Annotated in this window: 17 protein-coding genes; 8 read left to right on the top strand and 9 right to left on the bottom strand. The window is 61.1% G+C overall.

Going from position 1 to position 19,596, the window contains the following annotated elements:
• Window positions 1–58: 58 nt before the first annotated feature.
• The 5 genes from AB5767_RS05360 to AB5767_RS05340 all read right to left on the bottom strand — a co-directional run bounded on the left by AB5767_RS05360 (window position 59) and on the right by AB5767_RS05340 (window position 3,244).
• Window positions 59–1,471: a hypothetical protein gene (locus AB5767_RS05360; protein ID WP_368131972.1), complete on the bottom strand. Its 1,413-nt coding sequence runs from the start codon at window positions 1,469–1,471 to the stop codon at window positions 59–61.
• A 41-nt stretch (window positions 1,472–1,512) separates the two neighbouring features.
• Window positions 1,513–1,749, bottom strand: a complete 237-nt coding sequence (locus AB5767_RS05355; RefSeq protein ID WP_368131973.1) for a hypothetical protein — start codon at window positions 1,747–1,749, stop codon at window positions 1,513–1,515.
• A 4-nt stretch (window positions 1,750–1,753) separates the two neighbouring features.
• Entirely contained in the window at window positions 1,754–2,353 is a 600-nt protein-coding gene (locus AB5767_RS05350) for a hypothetical protein (protein WP_368131974.1), read from the bottom strand.
• 88 nt (window positions 2,354–2,441) lie between these two features.
• On the bottom strand, window positions 2,442–2,951 hold the full coding sequence (locus AB5767_RS05345) for a hypothetical protein (RefSeq protein ID WP_368131975.1): 510 nt from the start codon (window positions 2,949–2,951) through the stop codon (window positions 2,442–2,444).
• Complete coding sequence (locus tag AB5767_RS05340) at window positions 2,948–3,244, bottom strand: hypothetical protein (protein ID WP_368131976.1); 297 nt, start codon at window positions 3,242–3,244, stop codon at window positions 2,948–2,950. The genes AB5767_RS05345 and AB5767_RS05340 overlap by 4 nt, the downstream gene beginning before the upstream one ends.
• Window positions 3,245–3,587: 343 nt before the next feature.
• Here AB5767_RS05340 and AB5767_RS05335 point away from each other — a divergent pair, with 343 nt between their 5' ends.
• From AB5767_RS05335 to AB5767_RS05325, 3 genes are read left to right on the top strand one after another with little or no spacing between them, the layout of a single operon-like run.
• Complete coding sequence (locus AB5767_RS05335; protein ID WP_368131977.1) at window positions 3,588–5,189, top strand: FAD-binding oxidoreductase; 1,602 nt, start codon at window positions 3,588–3,590, stop codon at window positions 5,187–5,189.
• Between the two features lie 2 nt (window positions 5,190–5,191).
• Window positions 5,192–6,007, top strand: coding sequence for an electron transfer flavoprotein subunit beta/FixA family protein (locus AB5767_RS05330; protein ID WP_368131978.1), 816 nt, complete (start codon window positions 5,192–5,194; stop codon window positions 6,005–6,007).
• A complete protein-coding gene (locus AB5767_RS05325) occupies window positions 6,008–7,213 on the top strand; it encodes an FAD-binding protein (RefSeq protein WP_368131979.1) in 1,206 nt (401 codons plus the stop codon). It begins immediately after the preceding gene.
• Here AB5767_RS05325 and AB5767_RS05320 read toward each other — a convergent pair.
• On the bottom strand, window positions 7,210–8,022 hold the full coding sequence (locus tag AB5767_RS05320; protein ID WP_368131980.1) for an HD domain-containing protein: 813 nt from the start codon (window positions 8,020–8,022) through the stop codon (window positions 7,210–7,212). The genes AB5767_RS05325 and AB5767_RS05320 overlap by 4 nt on opposite strands.
• A gap of 137 nt (window positions 8,023–8,159) precedes the next feature.
• On the opposite strand from AB5767_RS05320, the gene AB5767_RS05315 reads away from it, so the two are divergent.
• The 4 genes from AB5767_RS05315 (at window position 8,160) to AB5767_RS05300 (ending at window position 11,576) form a co-directional block, all read left to right on the top strand.
• Window positions 8,160–8,855, top strand: a complete 696-nt coding sequence (locus AB5767_RS05315; protein ID WP_368131981.1) for an AzlC family ABC transporter permease — start codon at window positions 8,160–8,162, stop codon at window positions 8,853–8,855.
• Entirely contained in the window at window positions 8,842–9,165 is a 324-nt protein-coding gene (locus AB5767_RS05310) for an AzlD domain-containing protein (RefSeq protein ID WP_225093339.1), read from the top strand. The genes AB5767_RS05315 and AB5767_RS05310 overlap by 14 nt, the downstream gene beginning before the upstream one ends.
• 140 nt (window positions 9,166–9,305) lie before the next feature.
• Window positions 9,306–10,328: a 2-keto-3-deoxygluconate permease gene (locus AB5767_RS05305; RefSeq protein WP_368132841.1), complete on the top strand. Its 1,023-nt coding sequence runs from the start codon at window positions 9,306–9,308 to the stop codon at window positions 10,326–10,328.
• Between the two features lie 201 nt (window positions 10,329–10,529).
• On the top strand, window positions 10,530–11,576 hold the full coding sequence (locus tag AB5767_RS05300) for a GGDEF domain-containing protein (RefSeq protein ID WP_368131983.1): 1,047 nt from the start codon (window positions 10,530–10,532) through the stop codon (window positions 11,574–11,576).
• Between the two features lie 272 nt (window positions 11,577–11,848).
• Here AB5767_RS05300 and AB5767_RS05295 read toward each other — a convergent pair whose 3' ends face one another.
• Both AB5767_RS05295 and AB5767_RS05290 read right to left on the bottom strand, forming a co-directional pair.
• Window positions 11,849–12,784 carry a DMT family transporter gene (locus AB5767_RS05295; RefSeq protein WP_368131984.1) on the bottom strand — a complete coding sequence of 312 codons (936 nt, stop codon included), beginning with the start codon at window positions 12,782–12,784 and terminating at the stop codon, window positions 11,849–11,851.
• A gap of 98 nt (window positions 12,785–12,882) precedes the next feature.
• Window positions 12,883–16,629, bottom strand: a complete 3,747-nt coding sequence (locus AB5767_RS05290) for a phosphoribosylformylglycinamidine synthase (protein WP_368131985.1) — start codon at window positions 16,627–16,629, stop codon at window positions 12,883–12,885.
• A 184-nt stretch (window positions 16,630–16,813) separates the two neighbouring features.
• On the opposite strand from AB5767_RS05290, the gene AB5767_RS05285 reads away from it, so the two are divergent.
• Entirely contained in the window at window positions 16,814–18,376 is a 1,563-nt protein-coding gene (locus tag AB5767_RS05285) for a cation:proton antiporter domain-containing protein (protein WP_368131986.1), read from the top strand.
• A 345-nt stretch (window positions 18,377–18,721) separates the two neighbouring features.
• On the opposite strand, the gene AB5767_RS05280 is transcribed toward AB5767_RS05285, so the two are convergent.
• Entirely contained in the window at window positions 18,722–19,471 is a 750-nt protein-coding gene (locus AB5767_RS05280; RefSeq protein ID WP_138340724.1) for an SDR family NAD(P)-dependent oxidoreductase, read from the bottom strand.
• Window positions 19,472–19,596: the final 125 nt, after the last annotated feature.

Here is a 19,596-nt window from a genome sequence, read left to right as displayed (position 1 = left end):
ATGACTCATCCTATACGTTATATAAGTGGTGTTAATGACGGCATTTGGTGCCTAAGCCTCAGCCTCCCATCACGACATAGGGGCTGTAATCGAAACGCAGCGTCATGAGTCGCTGCGGGGACTCAATGGCCGCGGCGATGATATCGGCATCTCGAGCTCGGTCAAATCCTTCGAGCTCAATTTGATACGAGACGTCTTCCATTTTATGGAGTATCCGGTTATTCAGGAGGTTCTCACCGTCGAATTCCTCGGTTTTGCCCCCGTCCGAGGTTACGGCATACAGGTGCAGTTTTGCGGTGGTCGCAGGGTCGATGACCGTGAGGTTGTCGATTTGGTTGGCCGTGCCCTTTGCCCCAAGCAAGGTGAGCAGGGTGGGGGCTACGACCTCGCCCGATGGCAGAAAAACAACTTCGACGGTTTTAGGGAATGCGATAATGGCTGCTTTGCGGACGGGTTTATCGGCGGCGACGACCTCAATGCTCGCGGCGTCGACGGTTTCCGTGCGGTCGAGCGCGACCATCATGCAACAATTGCCCTCGTCGATGTCCGCCGGCATGGGATACCCCAAGTTTTCGCCGGCTTGCGTGCCGCCCACTGCGGCGGTTGTTTCGCTTGGCTCGCTGAAAGTGGCTGAAGGACCGCTCGATGGCGGTGTTATGTCGCCTGGTGTTCCATTGTCCCCAGGCGCCATTTCACCGCTGCTCTCGCTGGAGTCGCTTGCGATGTCAGCTGTCGAGGGGGCGAGTCCGACCGCTCCCGCTCCGCTCCATTCCATCTCAAGGAGTGCCGGATCGGCAAGGACGTGATGCACATCTTGCGTCTGAGTGCTGATATCGACAGGACCGGGATTTGCCCCTCGCGTCAGGCTGAGCGATCCGGTCCGCTGTTTGCCCCGAATCTCCTGGCTTTCTGTGTCGCTCGCGTAGAACATCAGGGTGATCTCGCCATTCGCCGTGGCGTCGGTGCCCGCCTTGGTCATTTTCAGCGATGCGGTGAATGAGATGGCGGGCTGCGTGCCATCGGCGCTCGAGGGGACGCAGCCCAGGCATACACCTCCTCCGTCTTCGAAAAATGTGCTGTCGAAGGCGACCGTTGCCCCGTCTGCCGAGTCATCGGACAGGGTGATGTCGAGGCGCAGCTCCACGTCACAGGAATCGCCATCGGCATCAGTTGCAACCGCGCGCCATGTGCAGATAGCGCATCCCGTTAGGGGGCCGTCTGCTTTGCGCGAGCGCTCGGTATCCACGACTATCGAGCTATTTGCGCGGCGACGGAGGCACCCCGAGGTCGAAATGCTTGCCTGCGCAAGCGAGAGGCGTTGGCGCGCGATGGTGCTCATCTGGTTTGTGACGAGACAGTTGACGGCAGGTAAGGGGGCGTCTACGGCGGGTGTCGCTAGAGCGGCGACGGGCATGCCGGTGGCAAGCGCGCTGCAGAGCGCGGCAACGGGCAAAAGGTTCTTTGATGCCATGGGCTCTCCTTACCTGTTCTGGACGGTCTCGATTTGTGTGGCTACTGGCTGCGTTTGATGTGCAGGCCAAGGCCGATGGCGCTTGCACCTGCCGCGGCGATTCCTGCTGCCAGGAGCTGTCGCGTGTCGCCCGTTTGCGCTAGGGGTTCATGTTGGCCGCTGCGTTCGAGCTCCGATAGATCGACAGTCACCTGTGTGGCAGCTTGCGCCTGCTCTTGTTGGGCAAAGGCGGCGATCGGGGCAAACGTTACAACGCCGATGATTACGGCAAGGACCATCGCCTTAGGCCGTGTGCGCACCGGGCTCGACCGTCCACGTAATGGTTGCGACCTGGTCGCCCGTGCCGGTCACATGGAAGATGTCTCGCGTGACGCGGGCGACAGTGCCGTTCGTCTTAAGCTTAATCTTGTCCGTACCATCGGCAATGCCCTGGTAGCCCATGTCGAAGGATGCATTTTTGGAAAGGTCGAGGCCCGCTTCCTGCGTCGCGGCATGAGCGTCTTGGAGTGCCTTGTCGGGGCCGACCTTAAAATCGATGGAGTTCTGGGCGGTTCCCGTCTTGGCGTCGGCGACGATGCTCCAGGAGTTCTTGGCGCCGATCTTCATGTTGGTAACGTGGATGCCATAGGCCGAAAGATTGTCGATGGTGGTTGTATTCTCGGAAGGGCCCTGAAGCGTGCCATCGGCCTTGGCGACAAATGGGATGACGGTCGGAGTCTTAAACGCGATGTTGTCGATTTCGGTTCTGATGGTCACGTCGGTGGTTCCAACACGTCCCTCCGCCAGAGCGGTGGTCGGCGCGGCACCCATTGCGAGTGCGAGCGCCAGCCCTGCGCCCACGACGAGCGCCCTGGTCCCGCTCAAGTTCCTGGTGATGTCCATAATCGTTCCTTTCTATTCGTCACGGAACGTTTCCGTGAGGGTTAGACGAAAACGGCACGGGTGCGCATTTTCATAACAGGCGGCAGATCTAGTCTTCGGCCTGCGCAACCCGCACCTTGATGCGCGTGGGATTTCCATGGGCGTCGTAGGTCTTGGCGTCGAGCGCTTGAATCTCGATATACGCCTCACCTTCTTTGATGTCGCCTGCAGGGCAGGTCTCAACGGTCTTGCCGGTCTCGACCACGCCCGATTCATAGACGGTCTCGTCGTTTTGGATCACGCGGAAACGCTGGGGAAACTTGTTATCCTGGACGTTTTGTACGTTGACGCGCAGTTTGCCGCCTTTTTGTAGCTGGGCGACCGGTGCGACCGAGATCGTCATCATGTTGTCGCGGACGATGGCATCGAGCTCGTCCTGGATTTCTTGGCGCGACTTACCCTCTGCCGCTGTGACCGAGGCACCCGTCTCGGCGATAGGCTTTGACTGCCAGGCGTAAAGGCCGACGGCGATAAGGGCGCAGGCGATGGCCAAACAGACGGCGCCGAGCCTTTTTCGATGTTTTGACCCCAGGGGGCTTGACCGCTTCCGTGCGTTCATGCGGCATCCTTAGTGGTATAGACGCGCACGAACGTGGACGGATCGGCGCCAAAGAGCATGTGGAGCATGAGGCGTCGCGAGTAGATGAGCTCGTCGAAGTTTGGGTCGAGTTTGATGTCGTGGATGTGGGCGATATGGTGGGCGAGTGCCGAAAACGATTCGGGATCGCAGATCACGTCGGTGGTGACGTGATAGACGGCCGCATCGGGAAACGCCTCCTCGTCGAAGGGCAGAAGATATGGGTCATCGTCAACTTCGATGGCGATGCCGTACTGGGGCCAGTAATATGCCATGGGAACCTCCCTGCTTTTGGGCCAAACCTTCTATTGGTTTTGGCTGTCGATGCCGACCGTATCAGCCACAGCTTGACCAATTTCTGACCAAATGCTTGACGGGTTTACATCGTCGCAGGTGAGAGACGCTAAAAAAATCTCAAGTTTTTTCAAGCGCCAATTGTGCGCGTGGCTGCGATGGGAGGGGCGCGTTAAATAGAGCGTCTGCCGAGAAAACGTCGCCGTTCGCCGAATTGCACAAACGTAAAATTCGCCAATTATGGAGACGGTCTCGGTTACGTCGACGAAACGATGCGGTAACATCTCCCTGCAAACACTGTAGTTAACTAAAGGGGGAGTTCGCGTGTCTGCAGCCATCAAACCCTTCAGCGACGAGTTCGAAGAATATGGTCGCGATGAATCTCGCACATCGGGCGAGGCGTCGAGCATCTCGTTTCCGACAAAGGAGGACGAAGTCCGCGCCATTCTGCGAAAGCTCCATGCCGAGCATGTTCCGATAACGGTCCAGGGTGCTCGGACCGGTCTGGCTGCCGGTGCCGTGCCCCACGGCGGGCATATCCTCAACACTTCTCGTATGAATCGCTACCTGGGTCTTCGCCGCGACGAGCAAGGCCGTTTTCTGCTGCGCGTGGAGCCGGGCGTCGTGCTTTCGGAGTTACGCAAGCAGCTGGGTAAGAAGGCATTGCCGACCGCTGGCTGGGATCAGGCATCGCTTGAGGCCTACGAGGAGTTCCAGGCAGCTCCCGAGCAGTTCTTTCCCACCGATCCCACCGAGGCATCTGCCTGCTTGGGCGGTATGGCGGCGTGCAATGCCTCCGGTGCCCGCAGCTACGCCTATGGTCCCATGCGCCCGCACGTTACGGGGCTTCACGTGGCACTGGCGGATGGCGACCTGCTCGAGCTTCATCGAGGTCGGGCGCACGCTGACGCACGCCGCTTGTCGCTCGTGACGGCAGGGGGTCGCGCGCTCGAGCTTGATCTTCCCGGCTATACCATGCCCAAGACCAAAAACGCGTCGGGCTATTTCGTTTCGGACGACATGGACGCCATCGATCTTTTTATCGGTGCGTGCGGCACACTCGGCGTCATTACCGAGCTCGAGATCGCCCTGCAGGCGGCACCTTCGGTCGTATGGGGCGTGAGCTGCTTCTTCGACAGCGAGGACAAGGCGGTGTCTTTTACCGATTCCGTGCGCCCCGTGCTGTCTCATGCCGCCGCTATCGAGTATTTCGATGCCGGCGCCTTGGATATTCTTCGCCGCCAGCGCGAGCAGTCGACCGCGTTTGCCTCGCTGCCGGCACTCGACGACGAGGCAAAGGTCTGTGTCTATGTGGAGCTCGACTGCGACGACGAGGCGCAGGCGACCGAGGAGCTGTACCACTTGGGATGGGTTTTGGAGCTTGCGGGCGGCCGCGACGACGCGACTTGGGTTGCGCGCACCGAGGTCGATCGCGAATGCCAGCGGTTCTTCCGCCACGCCGTCCCCGAGAGTGTCAACATGCTCATCGACGAGCGTCGCCGCACCGACCCCACCATTACCAAGCTGGGGTCGGATATGTCGGTGCCCAACACGCGCCTGGCCGATGTCGTTGCCCTCTATCGCCGCACGTTGGCCGAAAGCGGGCTTGAGTCTGCCGCCTGGGGACATATCGGCAACAACCATCTGCATGTGAATATCCTGCCGCGCGATGCGCAGGACTATCGCGCCGGTGGCGAGCTGTTTGCCCGGTGGGCTGCGGAGGTAACGGCTATGGGCGGCGCCGTCTCTGCCGAGCATGGCGTCGGCAAGATCAAAGCAGGATTTTTGGAGACGATGTACGGCCACGAGGCCATGGTCGAATCGGCTCGACTCAAGCTGCAGCTCGACCCTGCCGGGCAGCTCGGCCGCGGCAACCTGTTTTCGGAGAAGCTCTTGGATGAACTCGTCCAGAAAGGGGGCGCGTGAAGATGAGCGAATTCCATATGGTGGTGTGCGTCAAGGCGGTGCCGGGAAGCACTGAGGTCAAGATGGACCCCAAAACCAATACCATCGTGCGTGATGGCAGGCAGGCGGTCATTAATCCCTTCGATGCAAGTGCCCTCGAATGCGCGCTGGCGCTCAAGGACGACTTTATCGGTTTTGGCATGGATGTACGCGTGACGGTGGTGTCGATGGGCATCCCTGCAACCGAATCGCTGCTGCGCGACTGCATTGCCCGCGGCGCCGATGACGCGCTGCTGCTGACCGACCGTGCTTTTGCGGGCGCGGACACGTTGGCGACCACCTATGCTCTCAAATGCGGCATCGAGGCGCTCGATGAGGACTTCGACCTGCTCATCTGCGGCAAGATGGCGGTGGATGGCGATACTGCCCAGATTGGCCCCGAGCTGGCCGGCGCCTTCGAGATTCCCTGCGTAACCGATGTGAGCTGTGTGCAGAGCGCGGGCTTTACGACGTGCGGCTCGCTGGCGCTTGTCCACGGCTGTGACGCCGGCGAGGAGACGGTCTATCTGGAGATGCCGTGCGTGATGACGACTGCCAAGGAGATTGGCCAGCTGCGTATGCCGAGTATTGCCGGTATTCGCGCGGCCGAGGAAGCGGACGTGCGCGTGGTCGGTGCTGCCGATGTGAACGCCGACCCCTCGCGTTGCGGTCTTGCCGGTTCGCCGACGCAGGTCGTGCGCTCGTTTGTGCCCGATCGCGATCAAACGTGTGAGGCTGTTGAGGGCACGGCGTCCGAGCAGGCGGCAATACTCGCCAAAATTATCGAGGAGATGGCATAGATGAGCGGACTGATTATCGATAGCGAAGCCTGTATTGGCTGCGGTCGCTGCGTTCGCGCCTGCGCCTCGGGCGGTATTGTGGTGGAGGGCGAGCGCCCCAATCGCTGTGCCCACGTAACCGACGGCTGCATCCTGTGCGGCGGGTGCGTCGACGCCTGCCCCGTCAACGCCATCTCAATCGAGCGCGATGAGACCACCGGTGCGGTAGACCTTGACGCATATCGAGACATTTGGGTCTTCGTGCAAACTGACGAGTGCGATGCCGTGGCATCCGTGGCCTTCGAGCTCATGGGCAAGGGCCGCGAGCTTGCCGATGCACGCGGCTGTCGCCTGGTGGCGCTGGTCGGCATGGGCCCCGAGGGCTCGCTCGGGGACCTGGAGCATCTGGTTTGCGTCGGCGCGGACGAAGTTCTGATCTGTCGTGACGAGCGCCTGCGTCAGAACGACGCGGAAGTCTATGCTCGCCTCATCTGCGATTTGGTAGCCGAGCGCAAGCCCGAAGCCATTCTGTACGGTGCGACCGCTTTTGGCCGCGAGCTGGCGCCTGGCGTTGCCGTGCGCCTGCGGACGGGCCTTACGGCCGACTGCACCGTGCTTTCGATGGATACGGAGACGGGCCTGCTGCAACAGACGCGTCCGGCGTTTGGCGGCAACTTGATGGCCACCATCATTTGCCCCAACCACCGCCCTCAGATGGCAACGGTGCGTCCCGGCATCTTTAAGGCGCCCGACTTTGACTATAGCCGCTCCGGAACGATTGCCCAGGTATTTCTTGCGGAAGACGCCAAGGCTCGTGTCGAGATTTCGATTCCCGCCGAGGAATGGGGCCAGCAGGCTTCGATTGCCGATGCCGAGCGTCTAGTTGTTGTGGGTCGCGGTATTGGCTCCAAGAAAAACCTACCCTTGATGCGAAAACTCGCCGATGCGCTGGGTGCCGAGCTTGGTTGCACGCGTCCCGTCGTGGAGGCGGGTTGGCTGGAGTACCGCCACCAGATCGGCCAGACCGGCGTGTCGGTTTCGCCTAAGCTCCTCGTGAGCATTGGCGTTTCGGGTGCTATCCAGCACCTAGCCGGCATCGGCGGCGCGGAGTGCATCATCGCCGTCAACGAGGACCCAGATGCCCCCATCTTCGGCGCTGCACAGTACAAAGTTGTCGGCGATGCCGTCGAAGTCGTCGAAGAGCTTCTGGCCCAGCTCGAGCGCTAGGCGCCGGCCAGCCAGGCTCGCATCTCTTTCTTTAGGCGTTCCCAGGTCGCTTGCGTGGCGGGATCGGTAAAGGGGCGCACAATGCCAAAGGGTTCGTCGAGCAGGCGGTAGATATCGCCCTGCTCGCGCGCCAGCGCGCGGCTTGCCGGATAGACGAGCTCAAACATAAAGCAGATAAGCCCCACCAAATAGTCCGCGGGCTCATCGCGCTCATCGCGCGTGACGCAGCGGTGCTCGTCAAAGGCGGCCAGCGTTGGTACCGAGAAGCGGCTGGCAAGAAACGCGTCCTCATTCACTTTGAGGATGGTGTCGACGGTACTGTCGGCGATGGTGCGCATGATGTCGATCTTGTCGCCATCGCGCACAATATCGCAGAAGCGCCGCGTGCGCTCGTCGAGCTGCGCGGGCAGACGGAAATCGCTGTGATAGGCAATGCTCGCTCGAATGAGTTCGTCTTCTACCGGATCGTCGATAAAGTCGCGGATACTTGTCGCCGCGGGCGCATCTGCAGGTGTTTCGCCAAAGAGGACCTCGACGCCCAACGCCGCATGGCTCACGCTTTCGGCATCATTAAACGTATCCCAGCGTCGCAGCTGCTCAAAGCGGCCCATATCGTGCAACAGCCCACAAAGCCACGCCAGGTCAATGTCCTGCGGTGACCAGCCCTGTTCGCGTGCCACGGCATCGCATGCCTCGGCAACGTGGTACGTATGCTCGATTTTGAGCGCGATACGCGGATTGGCGGCATCGTAGGCATCGGTGTAGGTCTTGAAGGCCGCGGCAGCCCGCGTTCGATCGATAGCTGTCATAATGACTTCCTAAAAAGTTGTGTCTTTCTGTGTCTTTCGATCCGGGGGCAATTGTAGGTGAACTCGGTTACCATCGGGCGATGATTCTGCCGCGTCGTTGAATGCGGCTCGGAAATCTTGTCGGGACGAGGAATGCTATGGTGCTCAAAATCGTTAAAACCGTCTGGCCGGTGATGCTTACCTATGTTGCGATAGCCGCGCCGTGCGGAATGATTATGGCGCAGACGGGAATGGAACCCTGGATGGTTTTTGCCCTGAGCAGCACGTTCGTGACGGGCAGCGGGCAGTTTATGATCTGCAATCTGTGGCTGGCAGGTGTGCCTGCAGCATCGATCGTCGCGAGCGTCGCCGCAATCTCCTCGCGCTTTGCGCTTTATTCGGCATCGATCGCACCGCATTTGAGGGGTGCTTCGAAGCGTCAGACGCTGGCTGTTGTCGCGACACTTACCGAGGAGGCATACGGCATTTCGCTTGCCAAGTTGGTTAAAGGGGAGGATTGGGGTCCGCTCGAGTCCTTTGTGCTCAACGTGATCCTCATCGCAACATGGGGCGTTTCGTGTACGATGGGCGCCATCGTCGGCGCCGTTGTCGATGTTCCCACCGCTATTGCGGGTTTTGTCTGCACATCGCTCTTTATCTGCCTGCTCTTTTCGCAGAGGTTGTCGCGCGGCAATGTCGTAGCTGCCAGTTTGGCTGCGGTGTCCGTCGCCATATGCAAGTTCTTGGGGTGGACGAATATCGCCGTGCCGGCAAGCGTGCTCGTCGGCGTTGTCGCGGCGCTTGCGTGCGATGCTCTCGCCGAAGGAAGGGGTGCTCGCGATGCCCGTGAATGAGTTTTTGGTCCTGTGGCTGTCGTCGTGGGCGGCCATCGCATTTTTCCGCATTGCCCCGGCGTTCGCCTTGCGCGGGAGAACGCTGTCGCCCCGCGTTACCGAGGCCTTGGGTTATATTCCGCCCGCCGCCTTCGCGGCGCTGGTTGCTAACGATTTGATAAGCCCTGGCGCTTTTGACGCCGGCTTGTGGCAGGGCTTGATTCCCTGGATCGCGGCTGCCGGCGTCGTGGCGGTGGCAATCAAGACAAAGTCGATGCTATGGTGCTGTGTCTCGGGCATCGTGCTCTATATCGTTTTGAGCCTCGTATAAGAGCAGGACGCGTTATCATCCCGGCCAACGAATCCAATTTCTCACCGAGGCGGTCTGCTTCTTCTGGTACCATGGTCAAACTTTACTGTAGCAAAGTATGACGTGGGCTTTTGTTCCGCGTCAGCGGAAATGGGGGTTTCATGGCACAGGAAGCGAACGCCAACGAGCAAAAGAAATTCAAAGTACCGCGCATTCCGGGTGACATCATGATCTACCCGATGATCGTCGGCCTTTTGCTCAATACCTTCTGCCCACAGGTCTTCGAGATCGGCGGCTTCTTTACCGCTGCCTGCCGCGGCGGTTCCAACACCATCGTCGCCGCGATCCTGCTGTTTGTGGGCGCCGGCATCAGCTTTAAGTCCACGCCGGGTGCCATCAAGACCGGCATCGTCGTGCTGATTCCTAAGCTTGTGGTGGCAGCCGCGCTGGGTCTGGGCGTTGCGTATTTCTTTAACGACAACCTTTTGGGCCTGAGCTCGGTTTCCATCATCGGCGGCATTACGTTTTGCAACATGGCGCTCTACACGGGTATCATGGGCGAATTCGGCGACGAATCCGAGCAGGGCGCCGTGGGTATCCTTTTCTTTACGGCTGGCCCCGCCGTCACCATGATCATCCTGGGCGTTTCGGGTCTCGCCAACATCCCTGTCGGTACCATCATCGGCTCCATTTTGCCGCTCGTTATCGGCATGGTTCTGGGCAACCTCTTCCCGTTCATCAAGAACCTGCTGGTTCCCGGCGCCAATCCCGCGATCGCCGTCATCGGATTTCAGCTTGGTGCGTCCATGAGCCTGTCGAGCTTTATCACCGGCGGTATTTCCGGCATCTTGCTGGGCCTTTTCACGCTGTTTGTCGTCGGCCCTATCACCTTTGCGTTCGAGCGCCTGTGCGGCGGCAATGGCAAGGCAGCCGTGGCTTGCTCTACTATTGCTGGCACGGCCATGACCACACCGGTTGCTCTCGCCGAAGTCGCACCGCGCTACGCCGAACTTGCGCCCACTGCGTACGCCCAGATCGCCACCGCCGTTATCATCACGGCGATCATGGCTCCGATTCTGACCGGCTGGGTCGACAAGAAGTTCTGTCAGGGTAAGGAAGACCTGTCGCCTGCTGGCGTCGAGGCCATCGAGGAGGCTGTCGCAACCGATATCGACGGTGAGTAACGTCCGTTACCGATAATTGATTCCGGCGTGCAACTCGCGCCGTTTGAGCGCCCGAACGAGAGCTGTCTTGCAGTGACGTTCGGGCGCTCTGCTATTATTCCCCTTACCCCTGCGGGTAGGGGTGTTTGTTGCCCAGATTCGAATTGGCCGATTCAGACCACTTGGATATTGAGGGGATGGCGGTTAGTGGTTAAGGCACTCATGATTGAGATATTCGTGCTATGCATGATTGTTCTTATCGGGCTTGCCGTGCGAAGTCGTCGCTCCTTGTTCTCGAGCACCCAGCAGCTATTGTTTAGCATGCTTGGCTACACCTCTGCCGCGTACATATTATTCGATATGATCTGGACGCTTTCGGACGGTGTGGACGGCACGTTGGGCATTGCTGCCAACTGGATTTCTAACGCGGTTTCGTTTTCGCTCTTTGCCGTCGTGTGTCTCATTTGGTTTATCTATTCCGAGACGGTGCAGGGTTCTCGCCTTTTGACCTCGCGCTATAGGGTGGTGCTTGTAGCGTTGCCTACGGCTCTGGTGGTCGTGCTGGCGTTTACCAGTTACTGGACGCACGCCCTGTTCTATATCGATTCGCAGGGTGTGTATCGTCGCGGCTTTGCCTATATGATCCAGCCCATCGTCAGCTACTGTTACGTCATTCATACGTCCCTGCATGCGTTTGTGCAATCTCGCAGGGTCGAGAGTCTGCAGACGAAGGCCATCTATCGAACCTTGGCATTTTTCGCCATTCCGGCCCTGGTGGGCGGTACCTTTCAGGTCGTATACTCGGTGCCCGGCCTTTGTGTCGGCATAATGATTAGCATGTTGCTGCTCTATATCATCTACCAGGAGCAGCTCATCTCGACCGACCCGTTGACTGGCCTCAACAATCGCAACCGTTTTGAGACCTATATGCTGTCGCTCTTCTCAAATGTTGATCAGGCCGAAGATGTGTATCTGCTTATGATGGACGCTGACGGCTTTAAGCAGATTAACGATCGCTATGGACATGTTGAGGGCGACCATGCGCTTCAGGTCATCTCCGCTGCGCTCAAAGAAGTCTGCTCGGCGTCTAGTGGCTTTATCGCACGTTATGGCGGCGATGAGTTCGTGGTGCTTCAAAAGGCGACGGCGGAGCAGGATATCATGCATCTGTGCACGACAATCAACGACGAGCTCGCGCGCGCTGAGGTTCCGTATCTGTTGCGGATGTCCATCGGCTACGCACGTGTTGGTGATGGCGTCGATACCTGACAAGACTTGCTTCGCACTGCCGACGCAGAGCTCTACCGCGTCAAGGCCGAGAAAAAGAAAGCCGGCGTCCAGATACGCTAGAAAAAAGGGGCGCACGACCGTTGTGATGGTCGTGCGCCCCTTTTGCGTTTGCGGGGGCCTCTGGCCATAATGGCCAGGCGCGTTGCGGCAAGACGGGCGTCTGCCGCCGCGACTCGGTACGAAATCTACGAGAACCAGTGCACCCCATTAAGCTAAAGTGTGCGAACGCCCTCCCTAAAAAGGTGAGCTCGCTAGGCTTTTTTGGGTTTGTTGACGATGATGATGCCGCCGCAGACCAACAGCAGGGCAACAAGTACGGTAACGGGGCTCGTACCAGCGCCCTCGCCGAGCAACAGTGCGCTCAACAGCACGCCAAAGACCGGGTTCATAAAGCCAAAGACCGAAACGCGGCTGACGGGGTTGACGGCGAGCAGGCGGGACCACAGCGAGTACGCGACGGCGGAAATGAGTGCCATATAAATGATGAGCGCGATGGCGGGGGCGATTTCGGTGGGGGACAACGTGCCGCCCATCAAAAACCCGATGGCGGTAAGGACCACGCCACCGACTAAAAACTGCCAGCCGGCGAGCAAGACGCCGTCATGCTCGCGCGAGAAGATGCCAATGAGGCAGGTCGACAGGGCGCCCGCAACAGTGGAAGCCAAGATAAATCCCTCACCGTCGAGCGTAAAGCCAAAGGTGTCATCCGCGCCCGAAAGGTTGACGAGCGCGACGCCGGCAAAGCCCAGCACACAGCCAAGCACCTTGGGCGTATTGAGCCTCTCGGTGTGAAATGCCAGGGCGGCAAAGAGGATTGCGAGAAAGTTGGCGCTGGCCTCGATGATGGAACTCGACATTGCGCTGGCGCGCGAGAGTCCAAGGTAGAAAAAGAAGTACTGCCCGATAGTCTGGAAGAGTGACAAGACAAAGATGGGCCTGATGTCGCGTGCCTGCGGAATGAGGGCGCGGCGTTGGGCCGCACTCATCCCAACGATAACCAGGGCGCCGGCAAGCGTGAAGCGCAAGCCCGCAAAGAGCAGCTGTGAGGCGCTATCGTGAGCGGGGATGCCAAAGAGCCCGTAACCGATCTTGATGCAGGGGAAAGCCGACCCCCAGAGCGCGCAGCAGACGAGGCAGCCCAGGATGAGTCCGGGCAAGGTGGCGAGATACGGCTTGCGGCTTTCCATGATGTCCTTCCTGTATGCGCGAAGCAAAAAAGAACCCGCCACCGGGCATGCCGGTGGCGGGTGTTGTTACCCGAGGGGATTGTACCCGATGGGACGCATTAAGCGAAGTAGGCCACGCCGCTCTCAAAGATCGGCATGAACTTATCGCCGGGGACATGCTCGGGCACGTTGCGGTACAGGTTGTCGCCGCGGCGCTCGGCATGGCCCATCTTGCCCAGGACGCGGCCGTCGGGGCTCGTGATGCCCTCGATGGCGAGTGCGGAGCCATTGGGGTTGACGGAAAGGTCCATGCTGGGCTTGCCGTCCTCGCCCACGTACTGCGTGGCGACCTGGCCGTTGGCGATGAGCTGGGCGAGCACTTCATCGTTGGCGACAAAGCGGCCCTCGCCGTGGCTGATGGCGACGGTGTAGGGGTCGTCCAGGCTGCACTGCGACAGCCAGGGGGACAGGTTGGACGAGATACGGGTGCGCACCAGACGGCTCTGGTGGCGACCGATGGTGTTGAACGTCAACGTGGGCGCATCGGGCGTGGCGTCGACGATGTCGCCGTAGGGCACCAGGCCGAGCTTGACCAGGGCCTGGAAGCCGTTGCAGATGCCCAGCATCAGGCCGTCGCGGGCCTTGAGCAGGTCACGGACTGCCTCGGTGACCTCGGGAGCGCGGAAGAACGCCGTGATGAATTTGGCGGAGCCATCGGGCTCGTCACCGCCCGAGAAGCCGCCGGGGATCATGACGATCTGGCTTGCACGGATGCGGCGGGCAAGCTCGTGGGTGCTCTCGGCGACGGCCTCGGGTGTGAGGTTGTTGATCACGAAGGTGTCGGCCTCGGCACCGGCGGCGCGGAAAGCGCGGGCGCTATCGTACTCGCAGTTGTTACCGGGGAACACGGGGATAATCACGCGCGGACGGGCGATCTTGGCACCGCTGTACACATGGATGTCCTTGGCACGGAAGTCGATGGTCTCGACCTCGGGGGTCTCGCCGGCGCTGCGGTAGGCAAAGACGCCCTCGATGCCGCTCTCCCAGGCCTCCTGGAGCTCGGCGAGCTCAATGACCTCGGAGCCGGTGTCGATGACATAGCCCTCGACAGTGGTGCCCAGGGGCTCGACGACAACGCCGTCGGCGACCTCGGGCAGCTCGGCATCCTCGGCGAGCTCGACGATAAAGCTGCCATAGAGCGGGGTGAAGAGGCTCTCCACGTCCACATCTTCGGCAAGCTCGATACCGATTTGGTTGCCGACGCACATCTTAAAGAGGCTCTCGGCGCCGCAGCCGTAGCCGGGCGTGGAGACGGCCAGGGCGTCGCCGGTGGCGGTGAGCGCCTCGACGGCGTCAAATGCGGCGAGCAACTGCTGGGCGTCGGGACGGTAGTCCTCGCCATAGGTGGCGGGGGCGATACGGACGACGCGATGCGTGAGACCCTTGAACTCGGGGGAGACGGCGCGGGCCGCCTTGCCTACGGAGACAGCGAAGCTGATCAGGGTCGGCGGAACGTTGAGCTCGCCGGCTTCGTCCTCAAACGAGCCGCTCATGGAATCCTTACCGCCGATGGCGCCGGCACCCAGGTCGACCTGGGCCATAAGGGCGCCCAGGACGGCTGCCATGGGCTTGCCCCAACGCTCGGCCTCGGTGTGCAGACGCTCGAAGTACTCCTGGAAGGAGAGGTAGGCGCGCTTGTGCTCAAAGCCGGCGGCAACGAGCTTGGCGATGGACTCGACCACGGACAGGTAGGCGCCCGCAAACTGGTCGGCCTCCATCAGATAGGGGTTGAAGCCCCATGCCATAGCGCTCGCCGTGGTGGTCTCGCCGTCCACGGGGAACTTGGCGACCATGGCAGAGCTCGGGGTGAGCTGCGTCTTGCCGCCAAAGGGCATGAGCACGGTCGCGGCGCCGATGGTGGAGTCGAAGCGCTCGGAAAGGCCCTTGTTGGAGGCGACGTTGAGGTCGGTGACAAGCGAGGTCATGCGCTCGGCGAGCGTGGTGCCGGCCCAGCTGGGCTGCCACACGCTGCGGGCGCAGACGTGGGCGACCTGGTGCTTGGGCGCACCGTTGGAGTTGAGGAACTCGCGGGACAGGTCGACGATGGCGACGCCGTTCCAGGCCATGCGCATGCGCGGCTCGGCGGTAACCTCGGCGATGACGGTTGCCTCCAGGTTCTCCTCGGCGGCGTAGCCCATGAACTCCTCGACGTCACCGTCGGCGACGGCGCAGGCCATGCGCTCCTGGGACTCGGAAATGGCGAGTTCGGTGCCGTCCAGGCCGTCGTACTTCTTGGTTACGGTATCAAGGTCGACATACAGGCCGTCGGCAAGCTCGCCCACGGCGACCGAGACGCCGCCGGCGCCAAAGTCGTTGCAGCGCTTGATCAGACGGCAGGCATCGCCGCGACGGAACAGACGCTGCAGCTTGCGCTCGACCGGGGCGTTGCCCTTCTGGACCTCGGCACCCGAGGTCTCGATGGACTCGGTGTTCTGGGTCTTGGAGGAGCCGGTGGCGCCACCGATGCCGTCACGGCCGGTGCGGCCGCCCAGCAGGATGATCTTGTCGGTGGGGGCGGGGCACTCGCGACGAACGTGGTTTGCCGGGGTAGCGCCCACGACGGCGCCAACTTCCATGCGCTTGGCCACGTAACCGGGGTGATAGAGTTCGTTGACTTGACCGGTGGCAAGGCCGATCTGGTTGCCGTAGCTGGAGTAGCCGGCGGCAGCAGTGGTCACGAGCTTGCGCTGCGGCAGCTTGCCCTCGAGCGTCTCGGAAACCGGGACGGTGGGGTCGCCGGCACCGGTGACGCGCATAGCCTGGTACACATAGCTGCGGCCCGAGAGCGGGTCGCGGATGGCGCCGCCCACGCAGGTGGCGGCACCGCCGAAGGGCTCGATCTCGGTCGGGTGATTGTGGGTCTCGTTTTTAAACAGGAACAGCCAGTCCTGGTCCTCGCCATCGACATCGACCTTCACCTTGACGGTGCAGGCGTTGATCTCCTCGGATTCGTCGACATCGGTCATGACGCCGGTCTTCTTGAGGTACTTGGCGCCGATGGTGCCCATGTCCATGAGGCAGACGGGCTTGGCGTCGCGACCGAGCTCGTGGCGCATCTCCATGTAGCGGTCGAAGGCCTGCTGCACCACGGCGTCATCGATCGTCACGTCATCCAGGACGGTGCCGAAGGTGGTGTGGCGGCAGTGGTCGGACCAGTAGGTGTCGATCACGCGGATCTCGGTGATGGTGGGGTCGCGGTCCTCATCGCGGAAGTACTGCTGACAGAAGGCGATGTCCGCCTCGTCCATGGCAAGGCCGCGCTCGGTGATAAAGGCGGCAAGGCCGGCCTCGTCGAGCTCGCGGAAACCGTCGAGCACTTCGACGGGCTGCGGCTCGGGTGTCTCCATGTACAGCGTTTCGGGCAGGTCGAGCGAGGCGATGCGCGCCTCGACGGGGTTCACCACGTAGTGCTTGATGGCCTCGATGGCGGCCTCGTCCAGGGCGCCCGAGATCATATAGACCTTGGCGGAGCGCACGGCAGGGCACTCGCCCTGGCTGATGAGCTGCACGCACTCGCTGGCGGAGTCGGCGCGCTGGTCAAACTGGCCAGGCAGGAATTCGACGGCAAAGACGGCGCCATCGCTTGCGGGGAGCTCGTCGTAGGTCACATCGACCTGGGGCTCGCTAAAGACGGTTGGCACGCAGGAGCGGAAAAGCTCCTCGTCGATGCCCTCGACGTCGTAGCGGTTGATGATCCTCAGGGCCTCGATGCCCTTGATGCCGAGAATCTCGGTCAGCTCGCCCTTGAGCTGCTGAGCCTCGACGTCGAACCCGGGTTTCTTCTCCACGTAGATACGAGAGACCATTGGTTCCTGCCTTCCTGATCGGTTGGGCGTACGGTACGGTATGCGGCAGCGGTCGGTTTACGGGGCAAACCTCGTGGTCGCCTTGAGCCACATGTTTGTAAACCTCACTATGATACGACAGCTCGCGGTGCGTTGAGGACGGCGAGGGTGCTACAGTGAAGCGCAAACAAGAGAAAGGCATCACATGGCATTCGCTTCGCTCGCCATCATCGCACTCGTGGCCTTTGCAAGCCCCTTCATCGCCTCGGCGATTCCTGGAAAACCCGTTCCCGAGACGGTCTTTTTGCTCGTGTTCGGTGCGGTGCTGGGCCCGCATATGCTCGGCCTTATCCATGTGGATGCCGAGGTGTCGCTGGTGTCCGAGCTCGGCCTGGCTTTTTTGTTCCTGCTTGCCGGCTTTGAGATCGACCCCAAGAGCATCACGGGCGTCGTGGGGCGCTACGGCTTGGCGACGTGGGTCGTCACGTTTGGTATCGCCTGGCTTGCCGTGCGCTTTACCCCGTGGTTCTCGGTCAGTCATTTCGACGGTATCGCCGTGACGCTTGCCCTCACTTCGACGGCGCTCGGCACGCTCGTGCCCATCATGCGTGAGCGCTCGCTCACCGGCACGCGCGTGGGCGACTCGATTCTCGCGTATGGCACCTGGGGTGAGCTCGGCCCTGTGCTTGCCATGTCGGTGCTGCTGTCTGCCCGCACCGGCATCCAAACGCTTGTAATCCTTGGCTTGTTTGCGGTGGTCTGCGTGTTGCTGGCCGTGGTCCCGAGCCGCTCCAAGCGCGTCGGCAGTCGCTTCTTTGCGTTTGTCGAGGAACGCGCCGATACCACGTCGCAGACCTTCGTGCGCCTGACGGTGCTCATCCTGGTCACGCTCGTGGCGTTCTCGGCTGTCTTTGATCTCGACATCGTGTTGGGTTCTTTTGCCGCCGGCTTTGTCTTGCGCTATATCATCCCCGAGGGCAACCATACGCTCGAGACCAAGCTCGATGGCCTGGCCTGCGGCTTTTTGATTCCGGTATTCTTTACCGTATCGGGCGCAAAGATCGATCTGACGGCCGTGGCGTCGCGCCCGGGTCTGCTCGTGGGCTTTATCGTGGCGTTGTTGATTATTCGTGCCGTGCCCATTCTTATTTCTATGAGCATTTGTCCTGCGACGCGCGATGTGTCGGCGTATGGTCGCATTACCGTGGCCCTGTACTGCACCACGGCCCTGCCGATCATCGTTGCCGTGACAAGCGTTGCCGTCAACGCGGGCGCGCTGTCGCAAGATATTGCGTCGGTCATGGTTGCTGCCGGTGCCATCACGGTGTTCTTGATGCCGTTGCTCGCGCAGCTCTTCTACCGCGTGGTCGACGCCGCGCCGGTCGCCGCCGTGGCAGAAGTTGCCGAGCATCCATCCGATGCGCTCGACATCCTGCGCGCCCATCACGATTTGGCGAGCCTGCTCGCACGTGAGCACGAGCTGCTGACTTCGCATGGCCATGGTCGCGTATTCGAGGGCTTGCCTACGCTCGATACGATTGCCGAGCGTCTTTCCGCCGAGGCGGCGAGCGGCCACATCGATGCCCGCATCGTGGACGCGGCGCATCTTCTTGCCGATAAGACCTATGGTGATGAGGTCGACCCGTCCGAGCTGACCCCGCGCGAGCGTCGCCGCCTGGAGCGCGCCAAGCTCGCCGTGCGCGAATACCGCCGCCGCATGTTGGAGCTCTATGCAAGAGAAGAAGCCGAGGACGACGACGGCAAGTAGTCGATACTCTCTCGGGGAAGCCGCGTCCCGCTTTGAAGGCTCGGAACGGGATGTGGTTTCCGAAACGGGGGCCGTTGGGAAACTGTGTCCCGGAATGGGCGCTCAGAGTGGGATGCAGTTTCCGCGAGAGATCCGTTGCGGAAACGGTATCCCAGAATCGGCGTTCAAAACGGGGCGCTCTTTCCGAAACATGGCCCTGAGGGAAGCTGCGTCCCGGTCTGAGTCGGGACTGCGGGACACAGCTTCCCTTTCAAACAGAAGAAGGCGCGCTGCCTGCAGTTGATGCAGACGGCGCGCCTTCTTTGTTGGACTATGTTGAGGCTGGGAGCTGAGGCTTGTGGTCCCTTAAGAGCGGGCGGCTCCGTCGACGGGGAGCACGGCGCCCGTGACGTAGGAGGACATGTCGCTCGCCAGGAAAACAAAGGCGTTGGCGACATCCTCGGGCTCGCCCATGCGACCCAGCGGAATGGTGGCGACGATGGGCTTAATAACCTCTTCAGGCAGGTTGGCGACCATGTCGGTTTTGGTTACACCGGGTGCTACGGCATTGACGCGAATGCCCATGGGGGCGAGCTCGCGCGAGAGCGACTGGACCATGCCGTTGACGGCAAACTTGGACGTTGGATAGCCGACGCCAGAGGGCTGGCCGTACTTGGCAACCATCGAGCTCGTGGTAGTGATGGTGCCGCCGTGGCCGGCCTCGGTCATGATCTTGGCGGCAGCTTGGTGGCCATTAAAGACGGCGACGACGTTAAGGTCCATGACCTTTGCGAACTCCTCGGCCGTGTAGTCCAAGAGGGGTGAACGCTGGGAGATGCCGGCATTGTTGACGACCGTGTCCAAGCCGCCCATGTCGGCTGCAGCCTGGGTAAAGGCCTCGGTCACGGCTTCGAGTGAGGTGAGGTCGCAGGAGCGGCCCCAGACCTTGGCGTCGGGATAGGCGGCTGTCAGCTTCTCAACGGCCGCATCGGCGGTCTCCTGACGCGAGCCAAAGACGGTGACGGCGGCGCCTTCCTCGATAAAACGGCAGGCGATGGCATAGCCGATACCGCGCGTGCCTCCGGTGATGATTGCTTTCTTGCCCTCGAGCAACATGGTATTTCCTCTCATCGCGGGCGGACATTCGCAGCACAGCGTAGCCGTAACTGGAATCGGCCGTGTTTGCATATCGGTGAACGGTAGCCCGCGTTACCGATGAGCGGCTCGCGCAAATGTGCCCT

This window comes from Collinsella aerofaciens (assembly GCF_040926265.1).
Lineage (GTDB): Bacteria > Actinomycetota > Coriobacteriia > Coriobacteriales > Coriobacteriaceae > Collinsella > Collinsella aerofaciens_BB.
Note: the sequence above shows the minus strand (reverse complement) of the source record. Positions and strands in the feature narration are given on the sequence as shown.

Coding starts and splice junctions, on each gene's coding strand:
- AB5767_RS05300 (WP_368131983.1), top strand. CDS start 10,530: ATGATTGAGATATTCGTGCTATGCATGATTGTTCTTATCGGGCTTGCC.
- AB5767_RS05360 (WP_368131972.1), bottom strand. CDS start 1,471: ATGGCATCAAAGAACCTTTTGCCCGTTGCCGCGCTCTGCAGCGCGCTT.
- AB5767_RS05290 (WP_368131985.1), bottom strand. CDS start 16,629: ATGGTCTCTCGTATCTACGTGGAGAAGAAACCCGGGTTCGACGTCGAG.
- AB5767_RS05345 (WP_368131975.1), bottom strand. CDS start 2,951: ATGAACGCACGGAAGCGGTCAAGCCCCCTGGGGTCAAAACATCGAAAA.
- AB5767_RS05355 (WP_368131973.1), bottom strand. CDS start 1,749: ATGGTCCTTGCCGTAATCATCGGCGTTGTAACGTTTGCCCCGATCGCC.
- AB5767_RS05350 (WP_368131974.1), bottom strand. CDS start 2,353: ATGGACATCACCAGGAACTTGAGCGGGACCAGGGCGCTCGTCGTGGGC.
- AB5767_RS05280 (WP_138340724.1), bottom strand. CDS start 19,471: ATGTTGCTCGAGGGCAAGAAAGCAATCATCACCGGAGGCACGCGCGGT.
- AB5767_RS05320 (WP_368131980.1), bottom strand. CDS start 8,022: ATGACAGCTATCGATCGAACGCGGGCTGCCGCGGCCTTCAAGACCTAC.
- AB5767_RS05310 (WP_225093339.1), top strand. CDS start 8,842: ATGCCCGTGAATGAGTTTTTGGTCCTGTGGCTGTCGTCGTGGGCGGCC.
- AB5767_RS05315 (WP_368131981.1), top strand. CDS start 8,160: ATGGTGCTCAAAATCGTTAAAACCGTCTGGCCGGTGATGCTTACCTAT.
- AB5767_RS05340 (WP_368131976.1), bottom strand. CDS start 3,244: ATGGCATATTACTGGCCCCAGTACGGCATCGCCATCGAAGTTGACGAT.
- AB5767_RS05285 (WP_368131986.1), top strand. CDS start 16,814: ATGGCATTCGCTTCGCTCGCCATCATCGCACTCGTGGCCTTTGCAAGC.
- AB5767_RS05295 (WP_368131984.1), bottom strand. CDS start 12,784: ATGGAAAGCCGCAAGCCGTATCTCGCCACCTTGCCCGGACTCATCCTG.
- AB5767_RS05330 (WP_368131978.1), top strand. CDS start 5,192: ATGAGCGAATTCCATATGGTGGTGTGCGTCAAGGCGGTGCCGGGAAGC.
- AB5767_RS05325 (WP_368131979.1), top strand. CDS start 6,008: ATGAGCGGACTGATTATCGATAGCGAAGCCTGTATTGGCTGCGGTCGC.
- AB5767_RS05305 (WP_368132841.1), top strand. CDS start 9,306: ATGGCACAGGAAGCGAACGCCAACGAGCAAAAGAAATTCAAAGTACCG.